Raw genomic sequence first — 12,866 nt, forward strand, 5'->3', positions numbered from 1 at the left:
GGCCCGCGCGGAGAGGGGAGAACGGCACCTCCCGCCCGGCGCGGACACCCCGGAAGATCCCTCCCGTAATGGCACTGTCACGTCACCCTCCGTCGAGCGCGTCCCGGCATGTGGGACCGGGCGCCAGATCCGGGGGTGGTTGCTCCGATCCAACGAGGGGGCCCTTACAGTGTCCGGTATGCCTTTGACCGAGCGCACTCTTTTGGGACCTGGACCGAGCAATCCCTACCCCGAGGCGACGGCCGGACTGGCCGCGCCTCCTCTGGGACACCTCGACCCGGAGTTCATCAACGTACTGGAGGGCACGTGTGCCCGGCTTCGGACCGTGTGGGGCACGTCCAACCCGGTGACGCTTCCGCTGTCGGGAACCGGATCGATCGGTATGGAAACGGCCTTCGCCAACACGGTCCGGCCCGGAGACGTCGCGGTGATCGCCGTCAACGGGCTGTTCGGTACCCGCATGTGCGAGGTGGCTTCCCGGTACGGCGCCGAGGTGGTCCGGGTTGACCACACGTGGGGCCAACCGGTCGATGTCGAACGCGTACTGGCCGCCCACCCCTCCCCCGCCATCATCGCGGCGGTCCACGCGGAGACGTCGACCGGGGTGGCCAGCGACATGGCCGCTCTGGGGCAGGCCGTGCGGGAGCGCCTCCCGGAGACCCTCCTGGTCGCCGACTGCGTCACCTCGTTGGCGGGCAGCCAGATGGCCGTGGACGACTGGGGCGTGGACATCGCCTACGCGGGCACGCAGAAGTGCCTGGGTGTCACGCCGGGCCTGGCGCCGTTCACGTTCTCCGAACGTGCCTGGGCACGCCGGGTGGAGGTCCCGCCGGTGTGGTACCTGGACCTGGGTCTGTTGGGTGCTTACGTGCGTGGCGGCCCCGGGGGTCGGACGTATCACCACACGGCTCCCGTGTCGATGATCGCCTCGCTCGACGCTGCTCTGGAACGGATCGAGCACGAGGGGCTGCAGGAAGTCACCGAACGGCACCGGGCCGCCGGAGAGCTTCTGCAGAACGGTCTGCAGGAGATGGGACTGGAGTTGTTCGCCGCCGAGGGGTACCGCCTTCCGCAGCTCACGTCGGTACGCGTGCCCGAGGGTGTGGACTCCGCCAAGGTCCGCGAGCAGCTCCTCGTCGAGTACGGCATAGAGATCGGCGCGGGCGCTGGCGAGTACGCGTCCTCCGTGTGGCGTATCGGGCTCATGGGGCACAACGCCCGCCTGGACCGGGCAGAGCTGCTGCTGGGAGCACTGGGCCGCATTCTGGGACGTTGACGTTAGGACGTGGCCGGGTCCCGGGCGGGGCCCGGCCACACACGTCTTCCGGGCTCCGTGTGCCGTTCCCGCGCCCGGCAGGAGCGGTAGCGTTGCCAGGCGTGCCGACCCCGCCCGCTCCGTTCCGGAACGGAGGATCGCGTCCGCCGAGGACCACGGCTATCCTTCCGGGGGCTTCTCCCCCGGCCGGTCGGCGTTGGGACCGTAACGCGCGGCGTGGTCACCGGGATCGCTCGGGTCGGCGATGTTTCCGATGGCCGCGGCGACCGGAGGCAGCAGCATCGCGACGGCGCACATGCCCGCCGCCCCCCATACTCCCCAAAGGTGGTACACCGGGAACGACCCGGCGAACAGCACCAGGCACGTGACCATGATCGCGGTGTAGCGGCGCTTGCGCCGTTCCATCCTCCCAGCTTATCCGGTCGGCCATCGGGCCGGTTCCCGCAGCCCGAGCAGGCCGTGGCTGACGTCGTAGCCGGCGGCGTGCAGGCGCACGCGCGCGGCTCGGGCGCGTTCCCGGGTCTCCTCGGCGAACAGCCGGTCGTACAGGTCGGTGGGCAGCGCGTGCAGACCCGTCCGCAGCGCTCCCAGCGCCGCTGTGGTTGCTACCTGGGAGCCGGGCGGTTCCGGCAGCACGTTGTAGGCGCGCCGTGCCCACCGGGGAAGGGTGTGGTACGCCAGAGCCCCCACGAGGAACCAGAGTGGCTTCAGCGGCGCCAGAAGACGCAACCGTTCGGGCATCTCGGGCCACAGGAGGTAGCGCACGGTGGCCACGGCTTCCGGGCTCGTGCGCAGCTGGGGCCGTGTCCGTGCGAGGTACGCGCGCAGCTGGGCGACGGAGCTGGGAACATCGGCGGGGTCCACGCCCACGTAAGCAGCGGTGCGGGCCTGCTCGGCGAGGTAGTCGTCCGCCTCCCGCCTGCGAAGACGCAGGCCGGCGCGGGTGACGACCTCCAGGTAGGAGGCCACCTCGGCGCAGTGCACCCACACCAGCAGCTCGGGCTCGTCGGGACGGTGGCGGGTAGCGGTGGCAGGGTCGGTGAACGTGAGCTGGTTGTGGACGAGCTGGATGCGCCGCCCGAGTTCGTGGGCTTCCACCGAGTGGCCGTAGGTGGTGGTGGAGACGAAGTCGGCCGTGCGCAGCAGCCGGCCGGTGGGGTCGTCCAGGAAATCCGAACGTTGCCACACTCCCTGCATCGCTCGGGGGTGCAGGGCCTGCAGCATGAGGGACCGCACACCGGCGACCCACATGGTCCGGTCGAGGTGCACCTGCCACGTGCTCTCTTCCGGCAGGACGGCTGTCGGCCGCACACGCGCCTCCCCACGGGTCGTCTACATCCGCGCTGACAGTTCGGCGACGATCTCCCCCGCCGGCCGGGCGACCGCCGCACGGTACCCCGTACCCGCCCACAGGTGCAGGGTCTCGGTGTCACCCGCACGGGACGCCGCGGCCCGGAGCGGTCCGGTCAGGTAGTGCACGTGGGGATAGGCATGCGGGGCCGCGGCGCTGTGGGCGCGCAGGAAACGGTTGGCCAGTCCGCGCGCGTTCCTTCCGCTGAAAGCGCGTGTGACCTCCGTGGTGGTGAAACGCGGATCGGCCAGGGCGTCCTTGTGGGTAGCGCTGGCACCACTCTCCGGCGTACGGAGGAAGGCGGTGCCGAGCTGGGCGGCCACAGCTCCGCTGTCGATCACGGAACGCACTCCCTCCGCGGTGGTGATGCCGCCGGCCGCGATCAGTGGCACGTCGACCGCGGCGCGCACCAGCGGCAGCAGCTCGGCGAGCGGAAGGGTGCGTTCACCGGCATCGAACGATCCCTGGTGCCCCCCGGCGTCGGCCCCGGCCCGCACAGCGGTGCGGGCTTCGTCGGGTGTGGTGACGGTAACCGCGACAGAGCTTCCGGCGCCCTGCAGTGCCGCTATGTCGCTCTGGCCGGGGCAGCCGAAGGTGAAGCTGACCCATGGCACCGGGTCGTCGACCAGGGCGGCCAGTTTCGCTGGGTAGTCGTCGTCGCTCCAGTGGGGCTCACCGAGCTGGATGCCGTGGTGCTCGGCTTCGGGTGCGAGCCGCTGCTGGTAGGCGGCGAGTTCGTCGGGGTCCGTGTCGTCCGGCCCGGGGACGAAAACGTTGACACCGAACGGCCGGCTGGTGAGAGCACGGGTGCGGTGGATCTGCTCGGTCATGCTCTGGACCGTCTTGTAGCCCGCCGCCAGGAAGCCGAAACCACCAGCGGCGTTCACGGAGGCGACGAGTTCGGGAGTACTCGCTCCTCCCGCCATCGGAGCCGCGATCACGGGGACTCCGCTGTCACCGACGATTCCCATCATTCCCCCAATCACCCGGATGAACCCACCCGGTAGGGTGGCACACCCTCCGGACGCGGCCTGCAGGGCGTCGGCCCTCCCCTCGCCGCGTCCGCGCTCGTCCGTACCGGGGACGGTCCGTTCCCCTGGTGGGGCACCTGCCGCGCGGGCGCGTTCCGGCGCCACGTGATACACGGGCTACGGTCCCGGACAGGGTGGCCGAGCCTCACTCCTGGTGTTCGGACCCGCCAGTCGTGAGGGTTTCGGCCAACAGTTCCGGGTCCACGTTCCCGCCCGAGACGACGGCCACTGTCCGGCCGGCCGGGCTCTTTCCGGAGAGGAACGCGGCCATGGCGACAGCTCCGCTGGGTTCGGCGACAAGACGGGCGGAGCGGGCCAGCGTCCCCACCGCGGAACGGATCTCGTCCTCGGTCACGGTGACGATTCCGTCCAGACGGATCCGCAGGTGGCGGAACGTGAGCTCCGAGAGAGTCACGCGCACCCCGTCGGCGACGGTGCGTCCGGTCAGCTCCGGAGGCCAGGAGACGAGCTGGTCGGCGGCCAGACTCTCCGCCGCGTCCGAGGCCAGTTCCGGTTCCACGCCGAGAACCGTTGTCCCGGGGTGTTGCTCCTTCACCGCTGTGGCTACCCCGGAGGCGAGGCCGCCGCCCCCGACGGGAACCAGTACGGTGTCAACGTCGGAAAGGTCCTGGAGTATCTCGGCACCCACGGTTCCCTGGCCCGCGATGACGTGTGGGTGGTCGAAAGGGGGGATCAGGGTGAGCCCCTGTTCGGTGGTGTGTTTCTCCGCAGTGGGGAGACGCTGTTCCGGCGGAACAGTGACGAGTTCGGCACCGAAGGCACGCATAGCGTCGGTTTTCACGCGGGGAGCGCCCTCCGGAACGACCACGACGCAGCGGACTCCCTCCGCTCTCGCCGCGTAGGCGAGCGCCTGCCCGTGGTTGCCGGAGGAGTGGGTCACCACGCCCAGGGAACGGGAGTTCTCGTCCAGTAGTGCCAGGGCGTTGGCCGCACCGCGGATCTTGAACGCGCCCACGGGTTGCAGGCTCTCGGGTTTGAGCCACAGTGGCGACTCCGGAGGAGCCCACGGGTACCAGAGCAATGGTGTGCGCTGCGCCCGGTGTCTGATGCGGACCGCGGCGTCGTCGATGTCGGAGAGCGATATCAGCTCCATGGGGGGGATTGTGCCCGGTACCGTTGCGCGGTGCACACCGCGTTGTCGGCTCGGGACGGGTGGAATGGAGGAGGGCCCGTCCGGCCTTACCGGGACAGCGGACGTACTGGCTGCATACGCGCCGGTCGGCTGTTTCCGGCGCTGCTTCTGCTGCAGAACCGGACCCGGTTGACCGGACTCAGCCCGCAGGAAGCACGGGCGTTGTTGTTCGCCGGGATTCCGAGCGCGGCCGCCGATATCGGTCCGGGAGCGGAGTCGGCTCTTGCCCGCCACACGGTTCCGGCCTCTCTTCCCGGTGAGCTCCGGGTCCACGCGCAACGGGTCCGGTCCCGTTTCTCCGGGGGCGCGAGGCGGAGGAGGAGGCTCCCTGTCTGGTCGCTCTCGCCGCGGCTGTGTGGAGGAGAACACGGTCGAGGTCACCTACCGCCGGTGGGACGGCACCTGGATACAGCGTGCCCCGGAACCGTTGGGCGTTGAAAGGTGGGACGTGGTGCTCCTGGCGCGTCCCGCACGGACCGGTTCGGAACGGAGGTCCGCACCTTCCGGGTAGCGCGGGTGAGTGCGGTCACCGATACCGGTGCGGGCTTCCAACGCCCGGAGGACTTCGATCCCGCCGCTGTGTGGCAGGAGCGTACGCGGGCGTTCGAGGAGAACCGACACACGGTTCCGGTCCGGGTCCGTCTCAGCGAACGGGGAATGTCCCTGCTGCGGACAGTGTCCCCGCCCCGAACAGCGGCAGGGGCCGAGGACGCTGTTGTCGGCGCCGACGGGTGATACGAAGCGGTCCTCATGGTGGAGTCGGTGGAGTACGCGGTTGTCGAGTTCGCGGGCTACTGCCCCGGCATCGGGGTTCTGGAACCGTCCGGGCTGCGCAGCGCGATCGCGAGCTATGTCCGCGCTGCGGCGGAGACGTACGCGTCCTGACCACGGTCCGGTTCTCGCCGGTGCTCGCCCCTCGGAGCCCCGGTAACCTACTGGGGTATCCGGGCGAACACGCTGCCCACGGGCCATTGTGCTACCAATGGCAGGCGCCGGAGTCCTGAGGAGTAGAAGTATGCCCGACCAGCAGACACTGCTGCACTGCCTTCACCACACGCTCCAGGGCACTTCCTATTCCGTGGAGGCAACGCGCGACGGAGCACGAGCGTGGGGAACGCTGGACCACGCTACGGGGCTCGCCGCGAACCGGGCCATGGTGGCCGTGGAGATGGAACTCGACGCGGAGGCAGGAACCGCCAGGATCATCGAGCGGGTTCACAGCGGACAGCGGACACCCGTGGGACAGGAGCACGCCTTCGATCGTGGCGCTGGGTCCTACAAGAAAGTCGTCTGGCAACCGGGCGAGAGGAAGCAGAGGCTCGACGCCGGTGACCTTCGTTCTCGCGTGGTCACCGCCGTCCGACAGGCCGGCTGGCAACCGCTGGAGGACCCCGTTGCGGGGGTCGCAGGCAGGATCGGGCTTGTCGTGGGGCTGTTCGCGGCCGGTCTCACCGTGCTGGCCCTTCTCGTCTCCGGGGCGCTGTCCCTCCTCTCCTGACCAACGGACCCGTACGGTTCCCTCCGTTTGCTGGTGCCGCCCCCGGCCACCCGCTGGCAGCGGCGACGACGCGGCCGCGCACGGCGGCGGGTCCGGATTCTCCCGTCCGGTCCCTCACCGTGCGCTGGCACCGCGGTGGGCGGCCTCCCCGCAGGCCCGGGGATGCGGAGTGGTTCAGCCGAAGAACCCGTACGACAGCAGTATGCCGTTGGTCGCGGCGATCACGGCGCCGGCCAGTACCACTCCGGTGACGAAGCCGGTGCGTAGCGAACGCACCAGGTATTCCAGCCCGATCGCGTTGTTCAGCAGGAAGTACCCCAGGAACATGGCGTGGAAGAAAGCACCCGTGGTGAACGGGTCCCCGAAGTACCAGGACGCCCCGCTCCACGCCTGTGTCGTCGTGAACCACTGCCACGCGTACGAGGCTCCGTACCCCAGCGGGATCTGCAGGATCGGCAGGACCAGCAACGGCAGCAACTTGACGAAGTTCCACAGGCTCGGCTGGGCCGACCTCCGCGCCTGAGCCTGCGCTTGGCGCGCCGCTCGCTGTTCGGCCCGAACGCGTTCCTGGTGGACGCGTTCCTCCTCCTGCTTCCTGCGCTCCTCCTCACGCCGCTGTTCGGACTGCCGACCGCGGTACTGCTGGCCCTGCTGCTGGTACCGGGGATCGGATTGCTCCTGGCGGGGACCGCGGTACAGGTCCGAGTAGGGGTCGTCACCGGACGGTGCGGCGGACGAGGGAGGTTGCCCGTAGGCCATGGTGGGCGGGGCTCCCTCGCCGGAACGGGGCCTCGTCTGTCCGGGGGGCGCGCTGCCGGGATAGTGCGCCGTCTGGTCCCGGTCGTCTCCCAGTGCCCTCGTTTCCGCCGGTGTGTTTCCCGCCTGCTGGGTGGTGTCCTCGTCGCCGAGTGCCTCTCCCGCCGCGCTTCCCGCGACCGCGCCTCCGGCGGCACCGGCTGCCGCGCTACCCAGGACCGAGGTCCGGCCGCCGGAGTCGGCAGTTCCCCCCTCTCCCGGTGCCTCGCTCAGAGCCGTATTGACCTTGTTCACCTGTTCGTGGACACCCTGCATGTAGGCGGGGGGAAGCCAGGAACCGCCGGCGGGGACATCGCCCAGCGCGTCCAGCAGGTCCGTCGGCCCGGGACGGAGTCGGGCCTCCTTCGCGAGGCAGCTGGAAACGATCCGTTGCAGGGATGCCGGCACGGCGGAAATATCGGGTTCACGCTGCATGATGCGCATCACCATGGTGGGCATGGCGCCCTCACCGAACGGCCCCGTTCCGCTCGCGGCGTACACCAGGACGGCCCCCAGCGCGAACATGTCGCTCACGGGTGTCATCCGTTCGCCCTGCACCTGTTCGGGAGACATGAATCCGGGGGTCCCGATCACTGACTGGGTTGCGGCTGTCCCCTCGGTGGCCCGGGCGATACCGAAGTCGATCACGCGCGGACCGTCCTCCGCCAGGAGCACGTTGCCCGGTTTCAGGTCACGGTGGATCAGACCGACACGGTGGATGTCGTTGAGCGCCTCAGCGAGTCCGGCGGCGAGCACCCGTAGCGAGTGTTCCGGGAGGCCACCATGCGCACGCACCCCCTCGTCCAACGGCAGCGCGGGAACGTAGGAGGTGACGAGCCAGGGGACCTCCCCCTCAGTGTCGGCGTCGATGACCGGTGCGGTGAAGGCTCCGCTGACCTGGCGCGCTGCGGCCACCTCGCGGGCGAAACGCTCCCGGAAGGAGGGATCGGTGGCCATGTGGGGGTGGATCCGCTTGATCGCCACGGCTCGGCCGCCGGCGGAACGGCCGAAGTAAACCTGGCCCATTCCCCCAGCACCGAGGCGGCCGATCAGTCGGTAGCGGCCGATTCGGTCCGGGTCGCCGTTCTCCAATGGGGCCACGTCGAGAACCTCCGCATGCGCCGTACTGTCCGATCCGTTAAGAGGCTAGTGCAACCGTGCGGGTGCGTTGGTCCGCGTGAACGCCCGCACCGGCCGCCGGCGCGGGAGGAGCGTGGCTGCCCGCGGGGGTGGCCGTTCCGGTGCAACGGCAGCGTCGTAGTCTGCCGGTATGCCGCATACCTTTCTCCCTCCAGAACAGTGGTTCGCCTCCCTTCCCACGGCCTATCTGGCGTCGTCCGGTCTGATCACTGACGAGTCCGGCAACGTTCTGCTCGTGGACCCCAACTACCGGGAGCACTGGACTCTTCCCGGTGGTGTCGTGGAGGAGGGGGAGGCTCCCAACAGTGCCTGTGCCCGGGAGATCGCTGAGGAGGTCGGGCTGAGGCTGCCCGTGGGAGACCTGCTGGCACTGCAGTGGAGCGCCCCGTACGGACAGCGTCCGAAGCCGTTCGTCTCGTTCGTCTTCGACTGCGGCCGGGTCGCGTCGGACACGCCGATCCTGCTGCAGGAGGAGGAACTCGATGACTACGCGTTCGTTCCCCCCGATTCCGCCGTTGACCTGCTGCATCCGGCGATCGCCCCACGGCTGTCCGCCGCTCTGCGAGCACGCACGACCGGAAGCACACAGTACGTGGAGTGACCCTCGGTGGGGTCCGCACCGCGAGAGCGCCCGCATCCGGTCGGGGCACACCGCCTTCGGGGGCCGGTGCGCACCGGCCCCGTCACATGTTTGCCTTCATTTCAACAACCGCTGCCCCCGCAAAAAGAAACAAAAACAGGAACCATATTATGCCAAATATCCTCCACAGCAAACAATAAAAATTGGATGTTTTCTTTCGTGCATGTATCCTGACGCCTCCGGATGGGGAAAATCCGATCCCCTTCTTTTCGGACACGCGACAGGTCTCGCTTTCCGCCCCCATTCCGACGTAGTGTGCCACGATCGTGAGGACGATGAGCGCTACCTTCCTCTTTCCGTGGGTGGCGAGGAGGAAGCGGCGCTTCGCGCGTGGAGGACGGCGTCAATGCACACTCGGAGTGACCAGTCTCTATCGCCCGGAAGAATCGCGGACCTCGTACGGTCGCTGTTCGTCGGACCGGATATGCAGGACGCCCTGCAACGTATCGCCGACAGCGCGGTTGATCTCGTCGGTGGTTGCGACTACGCGGGTGTGTCGGTCACTGACGGCGAGGGAGGGATACGCACGCTGTGCTACACCCACGGTGTCGTCCTCAAGCACAACACGCTGCAGTCCCGAGTGGCCGAAGGCCCCTGTGTCGACGTCGCCGAGGGTGTGGAGTTCCTGCACGTGGCCGACCTGGCGCACGAACACCGCTGGCCGCACTACGCCGCGGAGGCCTCGGAGCTCCCCTTCGGGAGCATGCTCCTCTACCGCCTGTTCACCCGAACCGACGTGCTGGGAGTGCTGGCGATGTACTCCGACTCCCCCGACGCGTTCCCCCCACACACCCATGAGGTGGGGACAGTCCTCTCCGCCCACGCCACAGCCGCGCTGGCGGCCTCGCACCACATCGCCAACCTGAACCGCGCCCTGAAGACCAGGGAGACCATCGGACAGGCCCAGGGCATCCTCATGGAGCGCCACCGTATGACACCCGACCAGGCCTGGGAGCACCTGAGAGCGGTGTCCCAGGACCGCAACGTCAAGGTCGCGCAACTGGCTGAGCAGATCTCGCGCACCGGCGAGGATCCGCACCGCACCGTGCGGTCTCACACGGCCTCGAAACGGGAAAAGCGCGACAATACCCCGTGACTCCCCGGGCTTCAACCGTAATTTTCCGCACATCCACCCCTTTTGAAATATTGCGCTATTACCCGATTTTGGCGCAATACTAGATTACGGCTACCTGTCAGCTGTTCACGAACCGGGAGGTTATCGTTAGTGTTGTGCTGTGTCGTGCACAAGGTCCGAAAGCGTGGCCTCATGACGTCTCGCACGTCGCTCTGACGAGTTCCGGAGTTCCGTTCTCCGCAGTGGACCGGACGCAAAGCGATACCCGTCGACGGGACACGACCGGCACAGTGACGGGTTCCATTGTCCACACACCACCACCGGCAGGGCGTGTGCGCGGCGGGACGATTCTGTGAGTAGCTGAGGATGCCATCCGATGTCTACACCGAACGCGCTTCGCAACCCGACAACGACCGTGCCCTCGCAGCCCCGTTCGAACGGGACACGCCGTTCGGACGAGGAGTACTACGCCAAGACCAGGCGCCTCTTCCACGACCTGCGCATGACAGACTGTGGAACCCCGCACCGCACCAGGATCTACCAGGAGCTGGTGGAGTTACACGTCCCCGTGGTACGCCGCATCGCGCGGCAGTACCGACACCGCGGTGAGCCGGAGGAAGACCTCAAGCAGGTGGCGATGGTGGGGCTCATCCAAGCGATCCGCAACTTCGACCCTGACTACGGCAAGGAGTTCATCTCCTACGCCCTACCCATGATGACCGGCGAGGTGAAACGCCACTTCCGTGACCGGACGTGGACGGTACGGGTACCGAGGAAGCACCAGGAGAAACGCTCCGAGCTGAACCGGGTCACCGCCTCGTTCAGCCAGGAGTACGGCCGTTCACCGACGGTGTCGGAGATCGCCGCCCGCCTTGAGCTGTCCACGGAGCAGACGCTCGAACTGATCGACGCCGCCAGTGCCTACAGTGCGCTCTCCCTTGACGTTCCCTACGGGAGTGACGAAGAGGACAAGACGCTCGGCGACACGCTCGGCGAGTACGACTCCGAGCTGGAGAACGTCACCGACCGGGCCACCCTGCGCTCGGCACTGGCCGAACTCCCCCCACGTGACAGGCGCATCCTGTTGCTGCGCTTCGCCGGAAACAAAACGCAGGCGCAGATCGCGGAACGGGTGGGACTCTCCCAGATGCACGTGTCCCGGACACTGTCGGCGACGTTGGCGGAGCTCCGGAAGAAGCTCGTCACGGAGATGTGAGCCGCGGGTGTCCCACCCGGAGCACTGCAGCGGAGCCGTTTTCCTCGCCCGCCCGTACCACGGCTCCGCTCCCCGGGAACGCTGCCGTAGTCCGGCTGGTGCGCGCGGCGCGTTCATCGACGGCGGCGGGCGAGGGCAACGCCACCGCGCCCGCTCTCACGCGCTCTCTGGCGACACCGTGTCCGCCCGAGCGACAGGACCGGGGGTGTTTCCCCACTGGTACGCCTTGTGGTAGACGCCCTCGAGCTGGCCAGCGACCATTGGCCACCCGTACCGGGCGGCAGCGCGGTCGGCTGCGGCGATGCCGTAGGTCTCCCGCGCCACTGGGTCGTTCATCAGGTTACGGATCCGGCGCGCCAGGGCCGCCGGATCCGCCGGTGGAATCAGCCTCCCCGTCACACCGTGGACCATGGTGTCCAGGTGCCCTCCGACACTGGAGGCGATGACAGGGGCGCCACATGCCATGGCCTCCACTGTGGCCAGCCCGAACGGTTGCCAGCGGGCCATGTCCACAGCGAGGTCGGCGGATCGCAGCAGCGAGGGGATCTCCCGGTGCGGCACCCAGCCCAGCAGCCGGACTCGCTCGGCCACACCAGCCTCGACGGCGACACCGCGGATCCGGGCAGCGTCCGGGTCGTCGTCGAGCTCGGAGGAGGGGGGCCCGCCCGCAACGACGAGCTCCGCGTCCGGTACGTAGGCCAGCGCGCGTACGACCGTGTCGATGTCCTTGTCACTGCCCAACCGTCCCGTTGTGACGATGCGCTGGTTTCTCCCCCGGTCGCACACGGCTCCCTCAGGCCGGAAGAGGGTCGTGTCGATGCCGTAGGGCACCATGACGCAGCGCTCTCCGGGTACTCCCGACGCGCGCATCTCCTGACGGGCCTGGGTGGAGGTGGTCACCACCATTGCGGCCTGTTTCGCCGTCTCCACGGTCTCTCCCGGCGATCCCCGGGAGGCGCCCTGGGGCAGCGCCGGTTCCCCGTACGTGTTCCCGGCCGAGGCGTGGACGGTCTGTACCACCGGAATACCCAGACGAGAGGCACCGGCGAGAGCGAACCGGGCGTTCACTCCCGGCTGTGCGTGTACGACGTCCGGAGGATCGGCGGACCACTCGGCCGCCAGACGCTCGCCCACCTCTGTCACGTACGCCGTGGTGCAGCCGGGGTCCGCGGTTGTGGGAACGTGTTGTCCCCACAGACCGTCGGCGACGTCGACCGTTCGCTCCAGGGGAGGAACACTGCTCGGCGCATAGACCGTCACACGGTGCGTCCGAGCGCTCATCGCACGTGCGAGCCCAGCGACGTGGATGCTGCTTCCGTCCGTGTGCTCTCCTGACAGCGCAGCCAGTGGACCAGTGCCGTCACAGACCATAGCGATCTTCATCGCACACTTCCCCGCTCCCTGAGACTCGAGATGACACGCACCCGCCGGGGGCGGCTGTTCGGCCGCCGCCCCGCTGGAACTCCTTCGGCTACCATCCGGCCTCCGGCGTCGCAACGCTTCCCGCGGACAACGGGCCGGCCGAACGGGCCACAACCCAAAGAAGCATCCCCTCCGAAGGGATCTCCCGTTTCCGCGGAGGACCTGCCGCGACAGCAGCGTGGCCCCCACCGTTCGCACATGGGAGTACGCCCTGCCGGACCTTCTCCCAGCGCCCCGTGAGCACGCCATACCAGCTGTCACTTCTCTAT

14 protein-coding genes are annotated in these 12,866 nt (G+C 68.6%); 7 read left to right on the forward strand and 7 right to left on the reverse strand.

Annotated elements, in window-relative coordinates:
• Nucleotides 1-178: 178 nt before the first annotated feature.
• On the forward strand, nt 179-1,276 hold the full coding sequence (locus FHX37_RS08255) for a pyridoxal-phosphate-dependent aminotransferase family protein (RefSeq protein WP_141923329.1): 1,098 nt from the start codon (nt 179-181) through the stop codon (nt 1,274-1,276).
• A gap of 159 nt (nt 1,277-1,435) precedes the next feature.
• Here FHX37_RS08255 and FHX37_RS08260 read toward each other — a convergent pair whose 3' ends face one another.
• The 4 genes from FHX37_RS08260 to FHX37_RS08275 form a co-directional block, all read right to left on the reverse strand.
• Nucleotides 1,436-1,681, reverse strand: coding sequence for a DUF3099 domain-containing protein (locus tag FHX37_RS08260; protein ID WP_141923331.1), 246 nt, complete (start codon nt 1,679-1,681; stop codon nt 1,436-1,438).
• A gap of 9 nt (nt 1,682-1,690) precedes the next feature.
• Nucleotides 1,691-2,587, reverse strand: coding sequence for an oxygenase MpaB family protein (locus FHX37_RS08265; RefSeq protein ID WP_141923333.1), 897 nt, complete (start codon nt 2,585-2,587; stop codon nt 1,691-1,693).
• Nucleotides 2,588-2,608: 21 nt separating this feature from the next.
• Nucleotides 2,609-3,601, reverse strand: coding sequence for an NAD(P)H-dependent flavin oxidoreductase (locus FHX37_RS08270; RefSeq protein WP_141923336.1), 993 nt, complete (start codon nt 3,599-3,601; stop codon nt 2,609-2,611).
• Nucleotides 3,602-3,803: 202 nt separating this feature from the next.
• Complete coding sequence (locus tag FHX37_RS08275; RefSeq protein ID WP_141923338.1) at nt 3,804-4,772, reverse strand: threonine ammonia-lyase; 969 nt, start codon at nt 4,770-4,772, stop codon at nt 3,804-3,806.
• Between the two features lie 555 nt (nt 4,773-5,327).
• Here FHX37_RS08275 and FHX37_RS08280 point away from each other — a divergent pair.
• The 3 genes from FHX37_RS08280 (at nt 5,328) to FHX37_RS08285 (ending at nt 6,309) form a co-directional block, all read left to right on the forward strand.
• On the forward strand, nt 5,328-5,546 hold the full coding sequence (locus FHX37_RS08280) for a hypothetical protein (protein WP_246062197.1): 219 nt from the start codon (nt 5,328-5,330) through the stop codon (nt 5,544-5,546).
• Nucleotides 5,547-5,561: 15 nt separating this feature from the next.
• Nucleotides 5,562-5,696, forward strand: coding sequence for a hypothetical protein (locus FHX37_RS23845; RefSeq protein WP_281288285.1), 135 nt, complete (start codon nt 5,562-5,564; stop codon nt 5,694-5,696).
• Between the two features lie 130 nt (nt 5,697-5,826).
• Nucleotides 5,827-6,309 carry a hypothetical protein gene (locus tag FHX37_RS08285; RefSeq protein WP_141923342.1) on the forward strand — a complete coding sequence of 161 codons (483 nt, stop codon included), beginning with the start codon at nt 5,827-5,829 and terminating at the stop codon, nt 6,307-6,309.
• Between the two features lie 174 nt (nt 6,310-6,483).
• Here FHX37_RS08285 and FHX37_RS08290 read toward each other — a convergent pair whose 3' ends face one another.
• On the reverse strand, nt 6,484-8,205 hold the full coding sequence (locus FHX37_RS08290; RefSeq protein WP_141923344.1) for a serine/threonine protein kinase: 1,722 nt from the start codon (nt 8,203-8,205) through the stop codon (nt 6,484-6,486).
• A gap of 169 nt (nt 8,206-8,374) precedes the next feature.
• Here FHX37_RS08290 and FHX37_RS08295 point away from each other — a divergent pair, with 169 nt between their 5' ends.
• Nucleotides 8,375-8,845 carry an NUDIX domain-containing protein gene (locus tag FHX37_RS08295; protein WP_141923346.1) on the forward strand — a complete coding sequence of 157 codons (471 nt, stop codon included), beginning with the start codon at nt 8,375-8,377 and terminating at the stop codon, nt 8,843-8,845.
• Between the two features lie 82 nt (nt 8,846-8,927).
• On the opposite strand, the gene FHX37_RS22755 is transcribed toward FHX37_RS08295, so the two are convergent.
• Complete coding sequence (locus FHX37_RS22755) at nt 8,928-9,146, reverse strand: hypothetical protein (protein WP_170181528.1); 219 nt, start codon at nt 9,144-9,146, stop codon at nt 8,928-8,930.
• Nucleotides 9,147-9,230: 84 nt separating this feature from the next.
• Here FHX37_RS22755 and FHX37_RS22760 point away from each other — a divergent pair, with 84 nt between their 5' ends.
• Together FHX37_RS22760 and FHX37_RS08305 are read left to right on the forward strand one after the other, a co-directional pair.
• Complete coding sequence (locus tag FHX37_RS22760) at nt 9,231-9,980, forward strand: GAF and ANTAR domain-containing protein (protein ID WP_170181529.1); 750 nt, start codon at nt 9,231-9,233, stop codon at nt 9,978-9,980.
• Nucleotides 9,981-10,461: 481 nt separating this feature from the next.
• A complete protein-coding gene (locus tag FHX37_RS08305) occupies nt 10,462-11,175 on the forward strand; it encodes an RNA polymerase sigma factor SigF (RefSeq protein WP_141925117.1) in 714 nt (237 codons plus the stop codon).
• A 156-nt stretch (nt 11,176-11,331) separates the two neighbouring features.
• Here FHX37_RS08305 and FHX37_RS08310 read toward each other — a convergent pair whose 3' ends face one another.
• Entirely contained in the window at nt 11,332-12,558 is a 1,227-nt protein-coding gene (locus FHX37_RS08310) for a glycosyltransferase (protein WP_170181530.1), read from the reverse strand.
• Between the last annotated feature and the right edge of the window lie 308 nt (nt 12,559-12,866).

It is taken from the genome of Haloactinospora alba (assembly GCF_006717075.1).
In the GTDB taxonomy this organism is placed as follows: domain Bacteria; phylum Actinomycetota; class Actinomycetes; order Streptosporangiales; family Streptosporangiaceae; genus Haloactinospora; species Haloactinospora alba.